The organism is Kribbella sp. NPDC055071 (genome assembly GCF_053608045.1).
This window is the reverse complement of sequence record NZ_JBSGUS010000008.1, coordinates 272,665-295,477: the sequence shown is the minus strand read 5'-3', so window position 1 is coordinate 295,477 and position 22,813 is coordinate 272,665. Positions and strand designations below refer to the sequence as shown.

21 protein-coding genes are annotated in these 22,813 nt (G+C 68.6%); 17 read left to right on the top strand and 4 right to left on the bottom strand.

Annotation, left to right across the window (positions count from 1 at the left end; all coding sequences use genetic code 11):
- The first annotated feature begins 135 nt into the window (after positions 1–135).
- From ACWF4Z_RS16380 to ACWF4Z_RS16310, 15 genes are all read left to right on the top strand, one after another.
- Entirely contained in the window at positions 136–1,206 is a 1,071-nt protein-coding gene (locus ACWF4Z_RS16380) for a class I SAM-dependent methyltransferase (protein ID WP_452243859.1), read from the top strand.
- Between the two features lie 323 nt (positions 1,207–1,529).
- Positions 1,530–2,396: an ABC transporter permease gene (locus ACWF4Z_RS16375; protein WP_452243858.1), complete on the top strand. Its 867-nt coding sequence runs from the start codon at positions 1,530–1,532 to the stop codon at positions 2,394–2,396.
- Positions 2,397–2,412: 16 nt separating this feature from the next.
- Positions 2,413–3,201 (top strand): ABC transporter ATP-binding protein, encoded by a 789-nt coding sequence (locus tag ACWF4Z_RS16370; RefSeq protein WP_452243857.1) that lies wholly within the window; start codon positions 2,413–2,415, stop codon positions 3,199–3,201.
- Positions 3,202–3,203: 2 nt separating this feature from the next.
- Positions 3,204–4,322 (top strand): glycosyltransferase, encoded by a 1,119-nt coding sequence (locus ACWF4Z_RS16365; RefSeq protein WP_452243856.1) that lies wholly within the window; start codon positions 3,204–3,206, stop codon positions 4,320–4,322.
- Positions 4,319–5,644 (top strand): glycosyltransferase, encoded by a 1,326-nt coding sequence (locus ACWF4Z_RS16360; RefSeq protein ID WP_452243855.1) that lies wholly within the window; start codon positions 4,319–4,321, stop codon positions 5,642–5,644. The genes ACWF4Z_RS16365 and ACWF4Z_RS16360 overlap by 4 nt, the downstream gene beginning before the upstream one ends.
- Entirely contained in the window at positions 5,641–6,255 is a 615-nt protein-coding gene (locus ACWF4Z_RS16355; protein WP_452243854.1) for a hypothetical protein, read from the top strand. Before ACWF4Z_RS16360 ends, ACWF4Z_RS16355 begins: the two co-directional genes overlap by 4 nt.
- 4 nt (positions 6,256–6,259) lie before the next feature.
- Positions 6,260–7,444: a hypothetical protein gene (locus ACWF4Z_RS16350; RefSeq protein WP_452243853.1), complete on the top strand. Its 1,185-nt coding sequence runs from the start codon at positions 6,260–6,262 to the stop codon at positions 7,442–7,444.
- Entirely contained in the window at positions 7,441–8,052 is a 612-nt protein-coding gene (locus tag ACWF4Z_RS16345) for an acyltransferase (protein ID WP_452243852.1), read from the top strand. The genes ACWF4Z_RS16350 and ACWF4Z_RS16345 overlap by 4 nt, the downstream gene beginning before the upstream one ends.
- Positions 8,049–9,140 (top strand): DegT/DnrJ/EryC1/StrS family aminotransferase, encoded by a 1,092-nt coding sequence (locus ACWF4Z_RS16340; RefSeq protein ID WP_452243875.1) that lies wholly within the window; start codon positions 8,049–8,051, stop codon positions 9,138–9,140. The genes ACWF4Z_RS16345 and ACWF4Z_RS16340 overlap by 4 nt, the downstream gene beginning before the upstream one ends.
- A gap of 1 nt (position 9,141) precedes the next feature.
- Positions 9,142–10,149, top strand: coding sequence for a Gfo/Idh/MocA family protein (locus ACWF4Z_RS16335; RefSeq protein ID WP_452243851.1), 1,008 nt, complete (start codon positions 9,142–9,144; stop codon positions 10,147–10,149).
- Positions 10,146–11,198: a non-hydrolyzing UDP-N-acetylglucosamine 2-epimerase gene (gene wecB, locus ACWF4Z_RS16330; protein ID WP_452243850.1), complete on the top strand. Its 1,053-nt coding sequence runs from the start codon at positions 10,146–10,148 to the stop codon at positions 11,196–11,198. The genes ACWF4Z_RS16335 and wecB overlap by 4 nt, the downstream gene beginning before the upstream one ends.
- A gap of 4 nt (positions 11,199–11,202) precedes the next feature.
- Positions 11,203–12,420, top strand: coding sequence for an acyltransferase family protein (locus tag ACWF4Z_RS16325; RefSeq protein WP_452243849.1), 1,218 nt, complete (start codon positions 11,203–11,205; stop codon positions 12,418–12,420).
- 25 nt (positions 12,421–12,445) lie between these two features.
- Positions 12,446–13,747: a nucleotide sugar dehydrogenase gene (locus ACWF4Z_RS16320; protein ID WP_452243848.1), complete on the top strand. Its 1,302-nt coding sequence runs from the start codon at positions 12,446–12,448 to the stop codon at positions 13,745–13,747.
- A complete protein-coding gene (locus tag ACWF4Z_RS16315) occupies positions 13,744–15,078 on the top strand; it encodes a glycosyltransferase family 4 protein (protein WP_452243847.1) in 1,335 nt (444 codons plus the stop codon). The genes ACWF4Z_RS16320 and ACWF4Z_RS16315 overlap by 4 nt, the downstream gene beginning before the upstream one ends.
- Positions 15,078–16,229 (top strand): glycosyltransferase, encoded by a 1,152-nt coding sequence (locus ACWF4Z_RS16310; RefSeq protein ID WP_452243846.1) that lies wholly within the window; start codon positions 15,078–15,080, stop codon positions 16,227–16,229. The genes ACWF4Z_RS16315 and ACWF4Z_RS16310 overlap by 1 nt, the downstream gene beginning before the upstream one ends.
- Position 16,230: 1 nt before the next feature.
- Here ACWF4Z_RS16310 and ACWF4Z_RS16305 read toward each other — a convergent pair whose 3' ends face one another.
- Positions 16,231–17,106 (bottom strand): hypothetical protein, encoded by an 876-nt coding sequence (locus ACWF4Z_RS16305; protein WP_452243845.1) that lies wholly within the window; start codon positions 17,104–17,106, stop codon positions 16,231–16,233.
- Positions 17,103–18,089 (bottom strand): SPFH domain-containing protein, encoded by a 987-nt coding sequence (locus ACWF4Z_RS16300; protein WP_452243844.1) that lies wholly within the window; start codon positions 18,087–18,089, stop codon positions 17,103–17,105. The genes ACWF4Z_RS16305 and ACWF4Z_RS16300 overlap by 4 nt, the downstream gene beginning before the upstream one ends.
- An 80-nt stretch (positions 18,090–18,169) precedes the next feature.
- On the opposite strand from ACWF4Z_RS16300, the gene ACWF4Z_RS16295 reads away from it, so the two are divergent.
- Positions 18,170–18,853 carry an NUDIX hydrolase gene (locus ACWF4Z_RS16295; RefSeq protein WP_452243843.1) on the top strand — a complete coding sequence of 228 codons (684 nt, stop codon included), beginning with the start codon at positions 18,170–18,172 and terminating at the stop codon, positions 18,851–18,853.
- A gap of 1 nt (position 18,854) precedes the next feature.
- Here the strand turns inward: ACWF4Z_RS16295 and ACWF4Z_RS16290 are convergent, their stop codons facing one another.
- The gene (locus tag ACWF4Z_RS16290; RefSeq protein ID WP_452243842.1) at positions 18,855–19,742 is read right to left on the bottom strand and encodes a carbohydrate kinase family protein; all 888 of its coding nucleotides are present in this window, start codon (positions 19,740–19,742) and stop codon (positions 18,855–18,857) included.
- A 40-nt stretch (positions 19,743–19,782) separates the two neighbouring features.
- On the opposite strand from ACWF4Z_RS16290, the gene ACWF4Z_RS16285 reads away from it, so the two are divergent.
- A complete protein-coding gene (locus ACWF4Z_RS16285; RefSeq protein WP_452243841.1) occupies positions 19,783–19,935 on the top strand; it encodes a hypothetical protein in 153 nt (50 codons plus the stop codon).
- An 84-nt stretch (positions 19,936–20,019) separates the two neighbouring features.
- On the opposite strand, the gene ACWF4Z_RS16280 is transcribed toward ACWF4Z_RS16285, so the two are convergent.
- Complete coding sequence (locus ACWF4Z_RS16280) at positions 20,020–22,803, bottom strand: ATP-binding protein (RefSeq protein ID WP_452243840.1); 2,784 nt, start codon at positions 22,801–22,803, stop codon at positions 20,020–20,022.
- Positions 22,804–22,813: the final 10 nt, after the last annotated feature.

The following is a 22,813-nucleotide window of genomic DNA, read 5'->3' as shown; positions in this document are numbered from 1 at the left end:
TCGGCTGTAGCGCGGCCCTACGGTATCCGCCGCCGTCCCGCGAGTGTCGCACGGCCTCCGGCGGCTTCTGGTGCTTCGGCGCTACGCTGTGGTCTTTCCGCCCGTAGGGGCGGCCGATTGCGTGGATGGTGAGATATGGCAACGGTGCCTATCCGCAAGGTGGCGCTGCTCGTCGGTGCCGTGGCTGTGGTCGCGACGGTGATCACCCTGGGAGTCGTGATCTCCGGGGATCTCGCGGTCGCGCAGGGGATCCTGCTCGTGGTCTCGTACGGGCTGGCTGCGGCCGTCGCCGTCCTCGGCGCCGTTGTGCTGCAGGTGAAACGCAGTGTGTCGGCTGTTGCCGCAAAGCACACCCGAGAGCTTGCTCAGCTCAACCGGACGATGCTCGGTGCGGTCAAGGCGAACACCGAGGCCGTCCGGGCCCAAGGCAAGGCGCTCGAATCCGCAGTGCAGGCAGCGGTCCAGACCAGCACCGCGCAGACCACTGGCCAGCTCGAGTCGTCGTTCGCAGTCACCGGGAAGCGGCTCGATCAGATCGGCGCCGATGTCACCGCCGGCCGCGCCGATACCTTGCAGACGTACTGGCAGATCGAAGCCCTGCTTGATCTGCGGGCCATGCTCCAACCCCGAGCGTTGATGCCGCAGTTGCGCAACTGGGCCGCATCGCCGGATGTGCTTCGCTGGTTGGCTGAGTACGTCGCCTCCCACCGGCCGGAGCTGATTGTCGAGTGTGGCAGCGGTGCGTCCAGCCTGGTCATGGGTTACGCCGTACAGAAGGCCGGCTTCGGCCGTGTGATCTCGCTCGAGCACGACGCCGACTACGCGGAGGCGTCTGCACGCCGAGTGGTCGACCACGGGCTGCAGGACGTCGTCGAGGTGCGGCACGCGCCCTTGACGCCTTGGGCAGGCCCGGACGAGCAGACGTGGAACTGGTACGACCTGACGGCGGTGAAGGACCTGCACGGCATCGGCTTGGTGTTCGTCGACGGACCGCCTGCGGGCACGAGCCGGTTGGCCCGTTACCCAGCTATGCCGGTGCTCCTGTCGCACTGCGCCGACGAGGTGGCGTTCGTCCTCGACGACACCATCCGGGCCGAAGAGGTCGAGATCAGCAACCGCTGGATGCAGGAGTCACCGGGCTTCACCCGCCAGGTGCTGCGTGCCGACAAAGGCATCCACGTACTGTCCAGGCGGTCAACTTCTTAGCCTCGGCCGGCGTCGTACTGATTATTGACCGCGATTTGACCTGCGGTGGAAGGCGTTTTGGCCGTCGCTGGCTGTCAAATGTATATTCCGGGTAACGATCGGCGCAGGACGCCGGCAGCCACCGGAGACGTGGGTTGCGACGTTCGGTAGCCGTCTGTACGTCGTTGCTCACTATGGAGGACCACTGTGTCGTCGGCGTGGGAGCCGATCCGCTACTCTGCTTCTCGGTCTGCGTGGCCCGCCGCCGTACCGGGCGGCAATCTCCACACCCAGGTGATCGGCCACCCTGGACACGACTTCCGGCAGAGAGAGGCGTCGCCTGAATGAACGCGACTAGCGTCGACGAGGAATTCAACCCGTCGGTGCATGTGTACGAACCCCACAAGGTCGGACTACCGAAGCTGCGTCCTTATTTCGAGGCGCTGTGGCAGCGGCGGGAGTTCGCGGCCGAGATGTCCCGGACCAGCATCCGGGCCGCCAACACGAACACCTTCTTCGGACAGGTGTGGCTGGTCCTGAACCCGTTGCTCCTGGCAGCGGTGTACTACCTGCTGACCGACATCATCGCGGGTGGCGGCAGCAAGATCGGTGCGGCCGAGCGGTTCACACACCTGTGCGGCGGTCTGTTCGCCTTCTACTACTTCTCCGGTGCCATGACGACCGGTGCGGCGAGTGTGGTCGGCGGCGGCAAGCTTCTGATGAACCAGTCCTTCCCGCGGATGTTGTTGCCGCTGTCCGCTGTCCGGACGGCGTTCTTCCGCTTCCTGCCCACGTTGGTGGTCTACCTGGCCATCCACCTGGTGATGCGCCAGAAGCTGCACTGGCAGATGCTGCTGGCCCCCGCGTTCCTGATCATGCTGACGGTCTTCGCGGCCGGCATGGGGATGATCTTCGCGGCCCTGCAGGTGTACTTCCGCGACACCACCAGCTTCCTGCCGTACTTCGTCCGGATCTGGCTGTACCTGTCGCCGGTGCTCTGGTTCGCCGAGCAGGCCCCGGGCCGGCTCAAGGGCTTCGTCCAGTACAACCCGCTCTACTCGCTGCTGGGTGGCTGGACCGATCTGCTGGTCAAGGGCCACATTCCCCCGCTCTCGATGTGGCTCGTCGCCACGTTCTGGGCGATCCTCGCGTTCGCGGTGGGTTCGTTGTTCTTCATGTCGAGGGAGCGTGAGTTCGTTGTCCGTCTCTGAGACAGAGAAGAAGCCGATGCAGAAGACTCCGTCGAACACGCCTGCGGTCAAGGTGCAGGACGTCTCGATCACCTACCGGACCACCTTCGAGCGGGTCCCGACCTTCAAGAGCGCGATCGTCCGGTTCGGCCGCGGCGAGCGCGCGGTCCGCGAGGTCAAGGCCGTTCAGAACGTCTCGTTCGACGTCAACCACGGCACGACGATCGGCATCATCGGCGCGAACGGCGCCGGCAAGTCGACGCTGATGCGTGCGGTGGCCGGCATCCTGCCGCCGACGTCGGGCCGGATCGAGGTGCACGGCCGGGTCTCCACCCTGCTGTCGCTCGGTGTCGGCTTCAACGCGATGCTCTCCGGCAAGGAGAACGTCATCCTCGGTGGCCTCGCGGCCGGTCTGAGCCGCAAGGCGATCCAGGCGCGGTACGAGGAGATCGCGGAGTTCGCCGAGCTCGGTGACTTCATGGAGATGCCGATGCGGACGTACTCGTCCGGCATGTTCAGCCGGCTGGCGTTCTCGGTGGCCGTGCACATGGACCCCGACATCCTGCTGATCGACGAGGCCCTGTCGGCCGGTGACGCGTCCTTCAAGACCAAGGCCGCGGCGAAGATGTCGGAGCTGGTCACCAACAGCCGGACGATGTTCCTGGTCAGCCACGCGATGAGCAGTGTCCGCGAGCTGTGCAACGACTGCATCTGGCTGCACAAGGGCAAGCTGATGATGCGTGGCGAGCCCAACGAAGTGATCAACGCCTACACCAAGTTCCTGCAGGTCGGCGAAGCGGAATCCGTCTCTCTCGAGGACCTCTGACCATGTCCCAGGCAGGGCCCAAGGCCGGGTCGCGCACGACGACACCGGACGTGGGAATCATCACGACCGGGCACGACGTCGCCGACGCGCGCCTGCACAAGATCACCGCGGCCCTGCAGCACCGGGATCTCAGCGTTGAGCTGTGGGGTCTCGGTGAGGCGGCCGGCGGCCCCGCGGGTGCGGTGGTCCACGCCGGCCCGCGGGGCAATCTGATGCAACGGCTGGCCCGGACCGCCGTGCTGCCGTGGCGGACCAAGGCCAAGGTCGTGGTGACGGTCGATCCGGACATGATTCCGATCACCCGGCTCGTCACCACACTGCGGCGCCGCAAGATGGTCGCCGACGTCCATGAGGACTACACCCGGTTGCTGGCCGACCGCGCCTGGGCCAAAGGCCCGGCCGGTCTGCCGGCCCGGCTGATCGTCCGGGCCAGCTCCAAACTGGCCGCCGGCGCCGACCTCACGGTCGTCGCCGATTCGTATCTTCCGCCACATGTGGCGAAACAGCGCCTCGTCGTACAGAACTTTCCGTATGTCTCGTTTCTGGCCCCGGCCATGCCGTCGGGGACGCCACGAGCGGTGTACGTCGGAGACCTGCGCGAGAGCCGTGGTCTGTTCGACATGGTCGAGACCGTCGCCAATGCGCCCGAGTGGTCACTCGATCTGATCGGACCGGTCGCACCGTCGGACCGGGACCGGCTCGAGGCCCGGATCGAGCAGGGCGACCTGGCCGGCCGGGTCCGGCTGCACGGGCGGCAGCCACCGGCGGACTCGTGGCGGATCACCCAGGGTGCCTGGGCGGGTCTGGCCATGCTGCAGCCGACGCCGGCGTTCATCGAAGCGATGCCGTCGAAGATCTACGAGTACCTCGCCAGCGGATTTCCGGTCCTCTCCACCCGCCTGCCCCGGCAGACGAAGGTGATCGAGGAGTCCGGTGGCGGAGTCCTGGTGGACTCGGTGGCAGAGGCGTCGGAGACGTTGCGGCGCTGGGCCGCGGATCCCGGCGAGCTGGAGAAGCTGCGCGACCACGCGCTGCAGTGGGCAGCCGACCACCTGGCCGGGAACACGCCGTACGACGAGCTGGCCGACGCGGTCGTGAAGCTGCTCAGAGGAAGCGCATGACCGACAGCCGCCCGCACTTGCTGTACGTCGCCTGGAACTTCCCACCCTGCCGCAGCGGCGGTGTCTACCGGGCTCTGGCCACGGCCAACCGGTTCGCCGCGCTCGGCTGGCGGGTGACGGTGCTGACGGCCGAGCGGGAGACGTTCCAGCGGTTCACCGGTGTCGATCCGACGCTGGAAGAACGGGTCGATCCGTCGATCGAGGTTGTGCGGGTGCCGTTCGAGTGGCCGATCCTCGAGGCCGATCTGCGCCGGTGGTCCAAGACCCGCGCGGCGAATCCGAAGCTCTGGAGCAAGTGGCGGACCAAGCAGGACCAGGTCCCGTTCCCGGAGACCGGGTACGGGCCGTGGCGCTCGGTCATCGAGAAGGCCGCCGAGCGGATCCACGCTGCCGACAAGGTCGACCTGACCGTCGCCACGGCGAACCCGCATGTCGCTTTCACAGCGGCGTACGAGCTGCACAAGAAGCATGGCGTGCCGTATGTGATGGATTACCGCGACGCTTGGTTGTTGGACGTCTTCACCGGTGATCGTCTGCACGGACCGAAGAGCCGTGCGGCGAAGTGGGAGAAGAAGCTGGTCGAGTCCGCTCGCGAGGTCTGGTTCGTGAACGAGCCGATCAAGCAGTGGCACGAGAAGCTGTATCCGGCCGCGGCCGGCAAGATGCACATGGTGGCGAACGGGTTCGACGCGGACCTGGTGCCGGATACGCACGATCGTGGTCCGGTGGCGGATCGGCCGCTCGTCTTCGGGTACGTCGGGACCATGACGCCGAAGGTGCCGTTGGGTGAGTTCGTCGACGGGTGGAAGCTCGCTGTCGGGTCGTCCGAGGAGATGGCGGGCGCGAAGGCCAAGATCCATGGGTACTTGGGGTTCTACGCGCAACCGCGGGCGGACATGCTTGCCACGATCAACGATGCGGGCGACGCCGGTGTCTCGTATGCGGGGCCGGTCGGTAAGGGCGAGATTGCCAAGGCGTACGACGAGTTCGACGTCCAGCTGTTGATGCTGGGCAAGGGGCGGTACGTGACCAGCGGCAAGGTCTTCGAGTATCTGGCGACCGGGTTGCCGATCGTGTCGGTCCACGATCCGGAGAATGCGGCGTCCGACGTACTGCGGGGGCATCCGTTGTGGTTCCCGGTGTCCGAGGTGACGCCGGAAGCGATCGCTGCCGCGCTGACCGAGGCGGCGCATGCGGCGCGGACGGCGGACGAGGGGATCCGGGCGAAGGCGCGGGAGTTCGGTGCGTCGTACCGGCGGGATCTCCAACTCGACCCGCGGATCGAGGCGCTGGCCGCTTCCGTGCAGCAGGTGGCGGCGTGAACGTCGTACTCCTGAGCACCCGGAAGCTCGCCGCAGACGCCTTCGACACCATCCTCGAAGACCTCGGCGACCCCAACCTCACGCTCGACGTCATCGCCTGGCTCCCACCCGCCGCCATCCCGTCAAACATCTCAACCTTCACCCACATCGGCCCCGGCCACCTGCCAGCCACCCCGGCCGAGGTCCCCGCCGATGCGGCGGACCAGGCCGCGCCCCCACCCGCCACTCCCGCCGAGAAAAAGACGGATCGGGTGCAAGGGTCTTCCTCCTCTCGAGCTGGTGGTTCGCGGCCGGGTGCTGCTGTTTCCGGCAGCTCTGCGGGTGGAGCTGTTCGGCGGTTGTTGCCTGGGGCGGTTAGGCGGTTGGTTCGGTTGGTTCGGGACGGGGTGGCTGAGCGGGCTTTGGGGAAGGCGTTTTGGGGGCGGGTTTCTGGGCGGCGGGATGTTTTGGCGGTGATTGAGAAGGCTGATGTTGTGGTGGCGTTGGACTCCGGTGCGGTGTGGGCCGGGTGGAATGTGGGGCAGCGGTGGGCGAGTGTGCCGGTGGTGTTGGGGATTCCGGCGGCGCGGCGTGAGCTCGAGCAACTGAAGGCATCTGTAGGTCATGGGTGATTCGATGACGGCGACGCGTTCGATTCGCGAGCACCTGCCGGCGCCCTTGGCCCGGACCGCAGGCGCGGTCCGGCGGCGCCTGCGCGGCTTGCGGTACTCGTACGCACAGCTTCCGGACTTCCCGCCCGTAGCCTCGACCCCGACGCGGATGTTGGTCGGACCAACGAACTCCGCCGGTCAGGGATTCGCGTGGGCACGAGCCGCCCGGACCCTCCCGGACGTCAGCGCCGTCTCGTTCGCCCTGCACCGCAAGGCGCATTTCGAGTTCGCCGACGACTACGGCGTACCGCTTGCCTGGTTCGGGCAGCCGCGCTGGCAGCGCGCCCAGGAACAGCACGTCCTGTCGTACACGCACGTGATGGTCGAGTCGCTGCGGCCGATCCTTGGCGCCCGCGGCTACTCCGACGCCGCCGCCGACATCGCCGTACTGCAAGAGCACGGCATCAACGTCTCACTCCTCTTCCACGGTTCGGACATCCGTCTCCCCAGCCGGCACGCGAAGCGCGAGCGCTGGTCGCCGTTCACCCCGGGTGACGATCTGACCGAGCGCCTGGAGAAGCAGGCCCGCCACCACGCCGAGCTGGTCGAGAGCCTCGGGCTCCCGGTCTTCGTCTCCACAGTCGACCTCCTGGAGGACGTACCGAACGCGACCTGGCTCCCGGTTGCGATCGACCCGGCACCCTGGCAGCAGGCGGGCCGCCCGCTGTTCAGCACAGCTCGTCCGGTCGTCGCGCACGCTCCGTCGAACGCAGCCCTCAAAGGCACCCAGGACATCGAGCCCATCCTGACCGGGCTGCACGAGCGCGGACTGATCGAGTACCGGCGGATCACCGGCGTACCGCATCACGGCATGGCCGAGGCGATCGGCGCCGCCGACATCGTTGTAGACCAGCTCCGGATCGGTCTGTACGGCGTCGCCGCGGCCGAAGCCCTGGCAGCGGGCCGAGTCGTCGTTTCCTACGTCGGTGACGGGGTGCGCGAAAGAGTGCGTAGTCTGACGGGGCGAGAGGTGCCGATCGTCGAGGCGGACCCCGACACGCTGGGTGATGTCGTTGCCGACCTGGTCGCCGACCGTGACGCTGCCGCCGAGCGGGCAGCCGCCGGCCCCGGCTTCGTGCGGGAGCTGCACGACGGGAGCCGCTCGGCCGAAGTACTGAAGACCTGGCTGATCCAGAAGGAGAATCTGTGACGTCCCGCATCGCGCCCTCCGCCGACGTCGACGAGAGCGCCAGCATCGGCGACGGGTCGTCGGTGTGGCATCTGGCCCAGATCCGCGAGAACGCGGTCCTGGGTGAGAACTGCATCATCGGCCGCGGTGCCTACGTCGGGACCGGGGTCCGGATGGGCGACAACTGCAAGGTCCAGAACTACGCGCTGGTCTACGAGCCCGCGTCCCTCGAGGACGGTGTCTTCATCGGCCCGGCCGTGGTGCTGACCAACGACTACTTCCCGCGCGCGGTGAACCCCGATGGTTCGCCGAAGAGCGGGCACGACTGGGAACCGGTCGGCGTGACCATGAAGCAGGGCTGCTCGCTGGGTGCGCGCAGCGTCTGCGTCGCCCCGGTCACGATCGGCCGCTGGGCCACCGTCGCCGCGGGTGCGGTGGTCACCAAGGACGTGCCAGACTTCGCGCTGGTCGCCGGAGTACCGGCCCGCCGGATCAAGTGGGTCGGCAAGGCCGGAGTTCCGCTGCTCGACGTCGGGGACGGCGAGTGGAAGTGCCCGACCACGGGCGAGATGTACCGCGAAACCGACGGGCGGCTCAGGCCGGCCGAAGAAACCATGGAGGAGAACTGATGGTGCAGCCGATTCCGGCCGCGAAGCCGATCATCGGGAAGGAGGAGCGCGAGGCCGTCGACCGTGTGATGCAGTCCGGCATGCTGGCCCAGGGCACCGAGGTGGCGGCGTTCGAGGAGGAGTTCTCGGCAGCGCTCGTCTCCGGAAGGACCTGCGTCGCGACGAACTCGGGCACCTCGGGTCTCCACCTCGGCCTGCTGGCCGCGGGGGTCGGACCGGGTGACGAGGTCATCGTCCCGTCCTTCACGTTCGCGGCGACCGCGAACAGCGTCGCGCTGACCGGGGCCACCCCGGTCTTCGCCGACATCGAGCCGACGTACTTCTGCCTGGACCCGGCCGCGGTCGAGGCCGCGATCACCGAGAAGACCAAGGCCGTCATGCCGGTGCACCTGTTCGGCCACCCGGCCGACATGACCGCGCTGCAGGCCATCGCCGACAAGCACGGCATCGAGATCTACGAGGACGCCGCGCAGGCGCACGGCGCGACCTGGAACGGCGCGCAGGTCGGCACCTTCGGCGAGTTCGGCATGTTCAGCCTGTACCCGACCAAGAACATGACGTCCGGTGAGGGCGGCATGAACTCGGTCGCGAACGCCGATCTCGACCGCCGGATGCGGCTGCTGCGCAACCAGGGCATGCTCAAGCAGTACGAGAACGAGCTCGTCGGCCTGAACAACCGGATGACCAACCTGCACGCGGCGATCGGCCGGGTCCAGCTGACCAAGCTGGCCGGCTGGACCAAGCAGCGCCAGGAGAACGCGGCCTTCCTGGACGCGAACCTGCAGGGTGTCGCCGTACCGCCGGTGGCGCCGGAGGCGACCCACGTGTACCACCAGTACACGATCCGCGTGACCGAGGACCGCGACGGCTTCGCCGACGCGCTGCGGAACGAGTACGGCGTCGGCTGCGGCGTCTACTACCCGATCCCGAACCACCGGCTCCCGTCGTTCCAGCGTGACCTGGACCTGCCGGAGACCGAGAAGGCCGCGGCCGAGGTGCTCTCGCTGCCGGTCCACCCGTCGCTGTCCGAGGACGACCTGAACCGGATCGTCACCGCGGTGAACACCGTGGCGAAGGCAGGTGCGTGAGATGGCGAACCTGCGCGCCGGCCTGATCGGCCTGGGCATGATGGGGCGGCACCACGCCCGCGTTCTCGGCTCCCTCGACGGGGTCGACCTGGTCGCGGTCGCCGACCCGGGCGGTGACAAGTTCGGTGTGGCCGGCGGTCGGCCGGTGCACGAGAGCATCGAGCAGCTGATCGGCGAGAACCTCGACTACTGCATGGTCGCGGTCCCGACCCAGTACCACGCCGAGATCGCCAAGGCGCTGGCCGAGGCCGGCGTGCACGCGATGATCGAGAAGCCGCTGGCCGGTTCGTCGGCCGAGGCGACCGAGATCGCGAAGGCGTTCGAGGCGGCCGGCCTGGTCGGCGCCGTCGGTCACATCGAGCGGTACAACCCGGCGCTGCAGGCGCTGCGGGCCCGTCTCGAGGCCGGCGAGCTGGGCGACATCTACCAGATCACCACCCGTCGGCAGGGTCCGTTCCCGGCCCGGATCGCCGACGTCGGCGTGGTGCTCGACCTGGCCACGCACGACATCGACCTGACCGCGTGGGTGACGCAGTCGCCGTTCGTCGCGGTGGCCGCGCAGAGCGCGCACAAGAGCGGCCGTCAGTACGAGGACCTGATCGCGGTGACCGGCCGGCTGGCCAACGACACCGTGACCAGCCACCTGGTCAACTGGCTGTCCCCGATGAAGGAGCGGCTGACCGTCGTCACTGGTGAGCGCGGCGCGTTCATCGCCGACACCCTGCTGGCCGACCTCACCTTCCACGCCAACGGCACGGTCGCCACCGCGTGGGACGACGTCGCACACTTCCGTGGCGTCAGCGAGGGTGACATGATCCGGTACGCCATCAGCAAGCCCGAGCCGCTGCGGACCGAGCACGAGGCCTTCCGCGACGCCGTCCTGGGTAAGGACGCCGACATCGTCACGCTGGAGCAGGGTCTGAACACCGTCAAGGTGGCCGAGGCCGTCATCCAGTCCGCCGCCGAGGACCGCACCGTCAAGATCGCCGGGGAGTCCACCCAGTCATGAAGGTCCTGAGTGTTGTCGGGGCACGGCCACAGTTCGTGAAGCTGGCACCGGTCGCGGAGGCGTTCGCCGCGACCGATCACCAGCACGTGATCGTGCACACCGGACAGCACTACGACAAGAACATGTCTGACGTGTTCTTCGCGGACCTGCGCATCCCCGCGCCCGACGTCCACCTGGGCGTCGGGTCGGGCAGTCACGGCGTCCAGACCGGTGCGATGCTGGCCGCGATGGACGCCGTACTGGACGAGCACCAGCCGGACTGGGTGCTCGTGTACGGCGACACCAACTCGACGCTGGCCGGGACGCTGTCGGCGGTGAAGATGCACCTGCCGGTGGCACACCTCGAGGCTGGACTTCGATCGTTCAACCGGCGGATGCCGGAGGAGCACAACCGGGTCCTCACCGACCACGCGGCCGACCTCCTGCTGGTCCCGACCCAGGTGGCGATGGATCACCTGGCCAACGAGGGCCTGACGGACAAGGCCCGGTTGGTCGGCGACGTCATGACCGACGTGTGCTTCCGGGTCCGCGACGCCGTCAAGGACAAGCCGCTGGACCTGCCGTTCAGCAAGGGCGAGTACGTCGTCGCAACCATCCACCGCGCCGAGAACACCGACGACCCGGCCCAGTTGGCCGCGATCGTCGACGGTCTGGCCGGTGCCGGCGTACCGGTGGTGCTGCTGGCTCACCCGCGCCTGGTCGCCAAGTGCGCCGAGCACGGGATCAAGCTGGAGCGTCCGGACGGTTCGCTGCATGTCCGGGAGCCGCTGGCATACCCCGAGATGGTCGCGGCCGTGCTCGGCTCGTCCGGTGTGGTCACCGACTCCGGCGGCCTGCAGAAGGAAGCTTTCCTGCTCGGCACTGTCTGCACCACGCTGCGCACCGAGACCGAGTGGGTCGAGACACTGGAGGACGGCTGGAACGTCCTCACCTCCGACATGAGCAAACTGCCCGAGCTGGCCGCCCGCCCGGCGCCGACAGCGGAACGCTCGATGCCCTACGGGGACGGGCACGCCGCTGGACGAGTCGTCACAGCCCTCACGGAGTAGCTACGTGACCAAAGCTGCCGAAGAGCAGAGCCGGCCGCCCGCCCCGGAGGGGTCGGCGGCTTCGGCGATCATGCCCACGGACTCGGCGCTTCCGGGAGCTCCGGTCGGCGCCCTCCCGGGTGAGTCCGGGCAGCCGGCGGCGGAGCCTGCCAAGCGACTGCCGCGGGTGGAATCGCTCACCGGTCTGCGCTGGTGGGCGGCGTTCTTCGTGTTCTGCCATCACATGACCAACCTGGCGCCGCTGCCGATCTTCGACTTCCTGAAGTGGGGCACGTCGGGCGTCACGTTCTTCTTCGTGCTGTCCGGCTTCGTGCTGACGTGGTCGGCCCGGCCGGGCACCAGGATCCGCACGTTCTACCGCCGCCGGTTCGCCCGGATCTGGCCGGCCCATGTGATCGCGCTGGTCGCGGCGATTCCGGTCTTCTACCGGTTCGATCCGCCGCAGGGGATGTGGTGGATCAAGCCGGTCTCGATGACGGTCTTCGTGCTGTCGCTGTTCCTGCTGCACGGCTGGTCGAACAACTCGGCCATCCTGTACGGCGGTAACCCGGCATCGTGGACGTTGTCGGTCGAGGCGTTCTTCTACGCGTACTTCCCGTTCGTGCAGCGGGCCACGGCCAAGCTGAAGGTGACCGGCGGCCTGATCCTGTGTGTATCGGTGCTCGTGATCGGTGGCGCGTACCGGTTGGCGTTGTTCCATTGGAAGGACGTCGTACCGATCCTGCCGCAGCCGATCCTGCATTCGGTCGCGTTCCTGTTCGGGATCGGCCTGGCGATCGCGCTGCGGACCGGGTGGAAGCCGCGGATTCCGGTGTGGTTCGCCTTCCTGGTCACCGGTGGCGGTCTGTTCATTCTCTGGTACTCCGGTGCCCACCCGGCCAAGTTCCCGTTCGCGATCACGATGAGCCTGTGCCAGAAGGAGATTCTCACCCTCCTGTACGGCTTCCTGATCTTCGCCGTCGCGGCACGGGACATGCGCGGCGGCCGGTCCTTGCTCCGGAGCAAGCCGATGGTTGCCCTCGGCCAGTGGTCCTACGCCTTCTACTTGATCCACGCAACGATCCTGTACGCGATCAAGGAGCAGCACGGCGTGGCCGGCCCGATCGGCTGGGCCAACCTGACCTGGTACGCCGGAGTCCTGGTCATCTCGATCTTCGCCTCGTGGCTGCTCTACAAGTTCGTGGAGTACCCCCTGGAACGGAAGTTGCGAGGCCCCCGATGAAGAATCATTACCTAGTGGAGTTCCTGTGCGTGTCACTGTTGTTGCCTTAGGCAAGATCGGCCTGCCGTTGGCGGTCCAGTTCGCCTCCAAGGGTCATCAGGTCGTCGGTGTCGACGTCAACCCGACGACGGTGGAGAAGGTGAACGCGGGGCAGGAGCCGTTCTGGGGCGAGGCGCACCTGGCCGAGCTGCTCGCCGAGACCGTGGCCGACGGCCGCCTGCGGGCGACCACGGACTACGCGGACGCGATCCCCGGCAGCGATGCCGTCGTGGTGGTCGTGCCACTGTTCGTCGACGAGCAGACCGGCGAGCCGGAGTTCGGCTGGATGGAGAGCGCGACGCGTTCGCTGGCCGAGCACCTCAGCCCCGGGACCCTGGTCAGCTACGAGACCACCCTCCCGGTCGGTACGACGCGGAACCGGTGGAAGCCGTTGATCGAGGAGGTTTCCGGCCTGACCGAGGGCGAGGACTTCCACGTGGTCTTCTCCCCGGAGCGAGTGCTGACGGGTCGCGTCTTCGCGGACCTGCGCAAGTACCCGAAGCTGGTCGGTGGCCTGTCCGACGAGGGCGCCAAGCGGGCGACGGCGTTCTACGAGGCCGTGCTCGACTTCGACGACCGTCCGGACCTGCCCCGCGGCAATGGCGTCTGGGATCTCGGTTCGGCCGAGGCGGCCGAGCTGGCGAAGCTGGCCGAGACCACCTACCGCGACGTCAACATCGGGTTGGCCAACCAGTTCGCCCGGTTCGCCGGCGAGAACGGCATCGACGTCCACCAGGTGATCGAAGCGTCGAACTCGCAGCCCTACAGCCACATCCACCGGCCAGGCATCGCGGTCGGCGGTCACTGCATCCCGGTCTACCCGCGGCTGTACCTGTACACCGACCCCAACGCCACCGTGGTCCGGGCCGCCCGCGAGGCGAACCTGGGCATGCCGGAGTACACCATCGGCCTGCTCGAGGGCGCGTACGGCGATCTGACCGGCGCCAAGGTGGTCGTGCTCGGTGCGGCCTACCGTGGTGGCGTCAAGGAGACCGCGTTCTCCGGCGTCTTCCCGGCCGTCGAGGCCCTGAAGGCCCGTGGCGCGGAGGTGTCCGTGCACGACCCGCTGTACACCGATGCGGAGCTCGAGCAGCTCGGCTTCACGCCGTACGCGCTCGGTACGCCGGTGGACGCGGCCGTCCTGCAGACCGACCACGCGGACTACGCGCAGCTCAGCCCGGCCGACCTGCCGGGTCTGAAGGTGCTGGTCGACGGTCGTGACCGCACCGACGCCGCTCGCTGGGCGGGCGTCCGCCGGATCGTGATCGGAAGGTCGGTCCGCCAGTGACAACTGCCGGCCTTCGGGTCGTGATGATGGTCGCGAACGACGTCACCAACGACAGCAGGGTCCGCAAAGAGGCCGCGGCACTGGCCGAGGCCGGGGCAGAGGTCACGGTGCTCGGCGTCTCGGCCGACGGCGAGCCGTCGAAGGAGATGCTCGACGGCGCGCAGATCGTCCGGGTCGTGGTGCCGTACGCCCGACTCGAAGAGCGCAAACGCAAGCGCGCAGCCCATCGGAACTGGCGGCCGCCGGTGCTGGGACGCAAGGTCGACGTGCCGTTCAAGTTCGCCTGGCATGCGTACGACGGAGTGCATCACCGGCTCGGCTGGCCCGCGCCGTGGCGCAAGCTCCACCCCGAGGCGTTGGACCTGGAGGCCGGGTTCCTCGACGTGATCGACGAGCTCGAGCCCGATGTCGTGCACGCGCACGACATGCACGTGATCGGCGTCGCTGTGCGTGCCGCCGAGCGCGCGAAGCAGCGTGGCCGCAACCTCAAGGTCGTGTACGACGCCCACGAGTACGTTGCCGGTCTGTCCCGGTACGGCGCTCGGACCCGGCGTTCCATCGCCGCGTGGGCCAACCTCGAGGCCGAGTACATCGGTAAGGCCGACCGGGTGATCACGGTCAGCCCGGCCATCGCGCATCGCCTGCGCCGCGAGCACAACCTGGATCACGAGCCCGTCGTGGTGATGAACACGCCTAATCCGGCGGATGTGTCAGCCGAGGTGACCGATCTCCGTAGCCAGCTCGGGCTGCCGTCCCAGACCCAGCTGCTCGTCTACAGCGGTGGCGTGACCAAGGCGCGCGGCGTCGAGACCGCCGTACAGGCTTTGGTCGACCTGCCGGACGTGCATCTGGCCGTGGTCTGCGTGCCCAATGTCGACACCGACGCCGTACGCCAACTGCAGTCCCTGGCCGTGGCGCTCAAGGTGCAGGACCGGGTCCACTGTGTGAACCCGGTGAAGCCGGACGAGGTGGTCGCGTTCCTGCGGACCGCTGACATCGGGCTGATCCCGATCCTGCGCTACCCGAGCCACGAGATGGCCCTGCCGAACAAGCTGTTCGAGTACGCCTTCGCCGGACTGCCGGTCGTCGTCAGCGACATGCCGAGCATGAAGGAGTTCGTCGACCAGACCCAGATCGGCGCCGTCTTCGTCGCGGCGGACGCGAAGGACCTGGCCGCCAAGGTCCGCACGGTCCTCGGCGACCTCGACTCCTACCGTGAGCGGGTGGCCGACCCCGGCTACCAGCAGGAAGTCTCGTGGTCGGGGCAGGCCGACAAGCTCCGTGCTCTGTACGGCGAACTCTCCGGACAGAAACTCAAGGTGGATCACTAGTGCGGATTCTGATGATCGCGCAGTCTCCGATTGCCGGGGACTCGCGCATCCTGCGAGAGGCGAGGGCGCTCGCCGCCGCCGGGCATGAACTGCAGGTGATCGGCCGCGATGTTCCCGATGGATTCGAGATCGGTCCGGGGATCACCGTCGAGTCCGTGTCCCGATCGGCCGGCCTGCGGTCCGGTAGTGGCGGCCTCGCGGTCGGCCACGGCCGGAGTGGGCCGAAGGTGCTCGTTCAGCGGTTCGGCCGCTGGCTGCTGCTGCCCGAGCACCGGAACCGGACCGAGAGGCAGTGGCGTCTGGCGGCAGCTCCCCGAGTAGCGGCGTCCGGGCCCGTGGATGTTGTGCATGCGCATGACTTCAACACGTTGGAGCTCGCCGCCGAGTACGCCGAGAAGTGGTCGGCTGCCCTGGTTTACGACACCCACGAGCTCTGGTTCGACCGTGCGCTGCCGGGGCGGCCGACACCGCTGTGGCGGGCGCGGGGTCGGCGGTTCGAGGTTTCCCTTGCCTCGAAGGCGCGCTTCGTCATCACCGTGTCGGAGGGAATCGCGGCCCGGCTGCGGTCCCGCGGTTTGCCCGACGTCCGCGTCGTACGCAACACGTTCCCGCGGGCGTACGACGTACCGCCGGCACCGGATCGTCCCGAGGGCCTTTTGTACGCCGGTCGCGTGGGCGCCGGCCGGGATCTGGCGACCGTGGTCGGGGCCGCGCGCCAGCTGGCGCCGTTCCCGACGGTGCTGATGGGATCGGTGGATCCCAACTATCGCTTGGATCTGGGCCCGGTCGAGCGGGCTGCCGAACGCTCGATCGACGAGGTCGACGACACCCTGCGCTCGTACGGCATCTCGCTGGTCACGCTCACCAATACCTGCGAGAACCATCGATTGGCCTTGCCCAACAAGGTGTTCCACGCGGTCCGCGCCGGTGTGCCCGTGGTTGCCGCCGATCTCCCGGAGCTGCGGGCGGTCGTGACGCAGTACAAGCTCGGGACGCTCTACGAGCCCGGCAACGTCTCGTCGCTCACTGCCGCCGTTCGCGCGTTGATCGAGAGCTACCCCACCTACACCGATGGTGTGCGGGCAGCAGCCGCAGACCTCAACTGGGAAAAGGATTCAGCAACCCTGGTCGCTGCGTACAGCGAGCTGTAGCTCAGACGACCAGGTGAAGCTTTACCGGTGCCACGCCGATTTCCACTCGTTGGCCCCAGCTGATGGCGAGGGTGTCGGACTCCATGCCGTCGCCGAACACGACGAGCTCGGACTCGGCTGTGATCGTCAACGTATCCGGGGCTTTGAGCAATCCCTCGGTGTTGTCGGTGCCGGTTGCGGGCGACGGCCAGGCCTCGCGAACGAACCAGCACAGGGCGGGATCGGTCGGAGTCGGCAGGGCCAGCGGGCTGCGCCGTTCCTGCCAGGCCGACCGGCACCAGCCGGTCGACCCGGTGCCCGTGCCAACGAGGATTCCCGACGAGGACTGCCGCTCGGGTGATCCGTCCGGCGAGCTCAGTCGGTAGCGGGCCGACTGATGCGAGTGGTGGCCGACGTACACCTCGTTCAGGGCGATCAGTTGTTGGCCGTCATCGGTGCTCGCGGCAACCATCGTGCGGGCGACCACGCTGTGGCTGACGAGCAGGTCGCCGATCGCGGCCGGTTCGTGCGGCACGAGTACGCCGGGATTGCGGGCCCGCTCGGGGTTGATCCCGATCACCGGCTGGCCGTCGAGGTACTTCGCCACGTTCGCGACCAGCCCGTCTTGCCCGACCGCGATCACCACATCCTCCGGCCCGAACCCGAACCGGTCGAGATCGTTGCGCTCGGCAACGGCTCGCCGCCAGTCCAGCGGGATCGCCGCCGACACGGTGGCGAGCGCCTCCTGTTGGGCTTGGTGGCGCGCGTCGAGCTCGGCCAGGTCCCGGCCGCGGCCGGCCAGGAAGAAGCCGGCCTGCTGCCGGGTCCCGTGCCGGGCGACCAGCTCGGTGAGCTCGGTCGCCCGGTGCACGACCACCGCCCTGGGTGGGAGGCTCATGCGGTCAGCTTGGCGAGCAGCGGAGTGATGAGGTCGGGCGTCAGGTTGAGCGTGCCGATCTCCGGCAACGCACCTTCCTTGATCGCCATGGCCAGGATGGTCGCCTGGTCCAGCTCGGCGTACGCATCCAGCATCGCCTTCTCCGCGGCGGCCGCCGCGGCACCGATGACCCGCTTGGCGTCGGCCTCCGCCTCACTCAGCGCCCGCTGCCGGCTTGCTGCTGCCGCGGTCTCGATCTGCCCGGCCGCAGCCGCTTCGGTCGCGCGCATCCGCTCGTTCTGACCGCGTTGGTTGACCAGTTGCTCCTCGCGCCGGGCCAGCTCGATCTGGTTCTGCAGCTCGTTCTCCGCGATCGACCGCTCCCGCTCGACCGCCATGGCACGACGCTCGTACGTCGCCTTGTCCGCGGCCTGCTGCACCATCTCTCGCGTGGGAGTCTGCAGCGCCTTCTCGACATCGCGCTCGGCCCGTACGGCGACCACGCGGACGTCCTCGACACCGATCCCCAGGCCGGTGAGTCGCTGATCTTCGCGCAACCCGGTCCCGACCGCTTGTCGTAGCGCGGTCATGCCCTCGGACAGAGCTTCGGTCAGGGTCATCCGGGCCAGCAGGTCCAACGCCGTCTGCTGAGCCAGCTCGGTCAGCAGGCCACCGAGCTGCTCGAGCGGAGTGGCCCGCCAGAGCCCGGTGTCCGGGTCGATCCCGAAATCGAGCCGGCTCGAGGCCAGCGCCGGATCGGTCACGCGGTACGTCACGGTCGCCTGCACGGCCACGTCCTGGAAGTCCTGCGTGCGGCCGTGGAACAGCAGCGGCTGCTCGCGGTCGTCGATCGGGATCTCGCTCAGCGACGAATTCAGCGCGCGGAACCAGAACGCCTGGCCGGCGCCGTCGTGCGCGACCTTGCCGTTGCGCAGGTGCCGGACGTGGGTGGTCGGGTTGGCCCGCAGGTGGCTGATGAAGCGGAACCGGGTGATGTCTGCCATCTCGTCGTTCTCCTTGTCGTCACTATGACGATAAGGGTCGGGGTGACTTCTCGTCAAGATGACGATTAAGATCGCTCGCTATGGACTTCGAGCCGCTCGGCCTGGCCACCGACCTGGTCATCCTGACCGTCCGCGACGGCCGGCTGCAGGTGCTGCTGATCCGCCGCGGGATCGCGCCGTACCGGGGTCGCTGGGCGCTACCGGGTGGGTTCGTCCGGCCGGCCGAGGACCTCGAGTCGACCGCCCGTCGCGAGCTCGCGGAGGAGACCGGTCTCTCGTCGGACCACATCCATCTCGAGCAGGTCGCGACGTACGGCGCTCCCGACCGCGATCCTCGTGGTCGGGTCGTCAGCGTCGCCTACCTGGCCCTGGTCCCGGATCTGCCCGCGCCCGTCGCCGGATCCGATGCCGCGTCCGCGAGTTGGGCCGATACCGCCGAGGTACTGGACGATCCGCGCCGCCTGGCCTTCGACCACCACCGCATCCTCACGGACGCGGTCGAGCGAGCCCGGGCCAAGCTCGAATACTCGCCACTCGCCACAGCCTTCTGCCCACCCGAGTTCACGATCTCCGAGCTGCGCGGGATCTACGAAGCCGTCTGGGGTACCCCGCTGGACCCGCGCAACTTCCACCGCAAGGTCACCAAGACCGCGAACTTCGTCGAACCGGTGGGCACCACCACGACCAGGGACGGCGGCCGTCCGGCGCAGCTCTTCCAGCGCGGCACCGCGACCACCCTCCACCCGCCGATGACGCGCGGCTGAGCTATCGGGACCGCAGGGCCAGCTCTTCGGCCGTGATCAGGTCGGTGTGGGTGCCGGGGGAGCCGCAGGCCCAGCCGCCGGCGATGGAGCCGGCCCGGGCGGCGTCGTACCAGGAGACTCCGTCGAGGAAGCGTGCCAGGAACGCGGCCACGTACGCGTCGCCGGCGCCGTTGGTGTCGACGACCGGGCGATCGGGGAAGTGGATCGCCCGGAGGTGCCGAGTGGGCTCGTCGCGGACGTGCAGGTAGCTCCCGTCCCCGCCGGCCATCGCGACAACGACTTCGGCTCGGCCGTTGGCGAAGATCCAGTCGACCGCGTCGGGTGGCAGCGAGTGGGTCGAGACGAACACGATGTCGGCCGAGGTCGCGAAGTCCTTGTGGTAGTCGTTGCGGCCGTCCCAGTCGTGCAGGTCGGTCGAGACCGTGCATCCGGCCGCGATCGCGTCACTCAGTGCGTACCGCGCGAAGTCCATGATCGACACATGGACATGCCGTGCGCGGACGACGTTCGTCCGCCAGAGATCCGGGTCGACGCGCAGTCCGGCCGGGTGGCGTGCGTCGTACAGGGAGAGGCGTTGTCCGTCCGGCGCGACCAGGTTGACCGATCGGCGGGTCCCGCTCGGATGGAGCACCACGTGGAGCGGCAGCCGGAGTTCGTCGTACGTACGGCGGATGCGGGCGCCCTCGGGGTCGTCGCCGATCACGTCGACCAGGGCCGCCTGCAGTCCGAGCAGGTGGCAGCCGAGTGTCACGCCATGACCCGTGTGACCGAGGTACGACGCGATCGGGTCGACGACCCTGATCGTCTCCAGGTCCACCAACGGCAGACTCGGCACCCGCACGATCGTGTCGATCCCCACTCCACCCACAACCAGCACATCCAGCTCCACCCGTCCCGTATACCCGACTTTCGGCGGCTAAGACAGGTGTATGTCAGAAACAATCTCGGTCACCGAGACGTCCTCGTCGACCGGCCTACTCGCGGTGCTCAGGCAGTACTCCTTCGACTCCGCGTACGGCCCGTCGGTGGCCGACCACCCACGCATCGGCACCCGCGGCCGGCGTCGTATCCGCTCGGCGTAGTCCACGATCCGGCCTCCTCGACCTCGAATTCACTGGAGTTCGAGCGTCGCCGTGGAGGCCTGTCCGTCACATCTGCCGAATGCCCTATCTGTCGGTCCGGTCCAGCAGGCCGTCCCGCAGTGCGACCGCTGCTGCCTCGGTCCGGGACGCGGCGCCGAGCTTGGTCAGCAGGCGGGACAGGTGGATGCCAACCGTGCGCGGCGAGATGAACAGCTCGGCTCCGATCTCCCGGTTCGACCGTCCTTGCGCGACGACGCGCAGCACCTCGAACTCACGCCGGGTGAGTCCGAACGGCAGCGCCCGCGGCGCCGGCTCGTCCGCCAACCGCGCCCGCTGGGCGAGTGCGGTGAGCTGATCGAGCAGCGGCGGCAGCCCGATGTCCGTAGCCAGCTCGATCGCCTCGCGCAGCCGCAGGCGGGCACCGCCACGATTACTGTCGGCGAGCGCAACCTCGGCAGCCTTGGTCAGGGTCTTGGCCAGCTCCCACCGTGCGCCGATCCGGCGCCAGTGATCGGCGATCGCGTCCCAGTCGGCGAGCTTGGACGGCCCGAGCTCCGCGGCGAGAACCATCCGGTAGCCGTCGTTGAAGGCGACAGGCTTGGGGGCCAGCTGTGCGAGCTCCGCCCGTCGCCGGGTCACTTGTGTCAGCACGCGCTGGTCGCGGGGATGCGCCGCCCGCCAGGCCTGCAACATCCGCTCTCCGTCCACCACCACGTCCAGGTGCGCGGGCTGATCGATGCTTAGCGCAATGAATTCGCCGAGCAGCCGATCGGCCTCGGCGTACTCGGCCCGCGCGGTGGCCAGCCCCATGGCGAGCTGCAGCCAGCCCGTCCGGAGCAACCCTTCGAGCTCGGGACTGATCAGCTCGCCGATCCGATCGACATCGGCGGCGAGCGCGTCGAGCTCGCCACGGCCGAGGCGGATGTAGGCACGATGGATGCGCAGGTACGCGTCGTACACCGGCGGCAACCCGGCATCGTGCTGGTCCTCGGCCAGCTCCAAGGCCTCGTCCCAGCGTCCGAGTACGACCAGCAGCCCGCACGCGGCGCTGGTCAGGATCGCGCCGCGAGAACGACGCATCCCGGCCTGCTCGGCGGTGCGCAGGGCTCCCATCGCCACCTGGGCGGCCGACGTGAACGCGGCGTCGCTCCACGCGACCCGGAGCTCCCACAGCGCGGCGGTGAGCGCGGTGTAGTGGTCGCCGCAGCGGATGGCGAGCTCGCGGGCGGCCGGCAAGACCTCGCGCGCCAGCGCCAGATCGCCGTTCGGCGCGTCACTCTCGAGCAGCCCGCGAACGGCGAGCGCCATCGCGCGAACAGAGTCGTCGCCCACCGCCGCGGCCAGTTCGGCGGCCTCGATGGCGATCGGCCGTGCTTCGTCCTGGCGGTAGGTCAGCGCGAGGGTGCTCGCAGTCGTGCAGAGGATGCGCGCGCGAGTGGCTGGTTCGGTCGCGAGCTCCAGGGCGCGGTGGAGGTCGTCCAGGCCGCTGAGATCGGTCTGGATCTTCAGCCGGGTACGCCGTTCGAGCAGCCGCGCGACGCGGTCGGGCTCGACCGCCGGATCGAGCAGGGCCAATGCCTCGGTGCAGGCCTCGATGCCGATCTCCGACTCCGCCGCCAGCCGTGCACACGCCGCAACCTGCTCCAGCACAGTCACCCGGTCCACGCCGATCGGATCCGCGACCCGATCCCATAGCCGCAGGACTCGAGTCAGCAGCCGGACCTCTTCGGCGTACCCGAGCTGCGCCCGCGCCTCCCGAGCCGCCGCGTACGCGGTCCGCAGTGCCTCGGACGGTACGTCGGCCGCCCACCAGTGATCGGCCAGCTCAGCGGCCGGCCGGGCGTGCGTGGACAGGCTCGGCTGTTCGGCCAACGCGCGGGCGAAGGTGGCGTGCAAGGTGGCGCGCTCGCCGGGCAGCAAGTCGTCGTACACGGCCTCCCGAATCAGCGCGTGCCGGAAGGCGTAACCGTCTTCGGTCACCACCAGCTGGTCGCGATCGACGAGCAGCCTCAACGCGTCCGTCGTGTAGGGATGTACGGCGGCCAGAAGCTTGTCTCCAACCGGTGCGCTCGAAACGGACGCAGCGGAGAGCAGCCGACGAGAGTCCTCTGGCAGCCGCGCGATCCGGCTGAGGAGGAGCGTGCGCAGGTTCGTGGCGCCGGAGTCGCCGGTCTGCGCGAGCGCCTCGACGAAGAGCGGATTGCCGCCACTGCGCGCATGGATCTGCTGGGCGACCGTCGAGTTCTGCCGGCCGGTGATCGCGGCGAGTTGCCGGCTGACCGCTCGCTGGTCGAGCGGGCCGAGGTCGAGCGAGACCACCTCGTTCCGGCGACCGAGCTCGGCCAGCAGGCGATTCATCGGGTGCTGGACGTCGACCTCGCCGGTCCGGACCGTGCCGATCACGAGCACCGAGCCGGTCTCCAGGTTGCGGGCCAGGTAGACGAACAGTTCGCGCGTGGCCGGGTCGGCCCAGTGCAGGTCCTCGATCACCAGCACGATCGGGCGAGCCGCCGCGATCCGTTCGAAGACGCTCAGGATCTCCCCGAACAAACGGCCCCGCGCCTCGTCCCCGTCGTACGCCCCGAACAGCTCGGGCCCGCCCAGCCGCCGCGCCAACTGCTTGCCAATGGCAATGAACGGTACGAACGCCGCACTCGCGCCACCGGTCTCGAGACATCCACCGGTCAGTACGACGGTCTCGGCCGGCAGGCCCGTGCTGAACTCCGCCAGCAGCCGGGTCTTGCCGATTCCGGCCTCACCCGACAGCAAGACCGTGACCGCGCGGCCGCCGAGGGTTTCGTCGTACGCGGACCGTAGCCGGGCGAGCTCCTCGGAACGCCCGGCCAGCACAGGGCTGACGGTCCGCATACCGCGGACC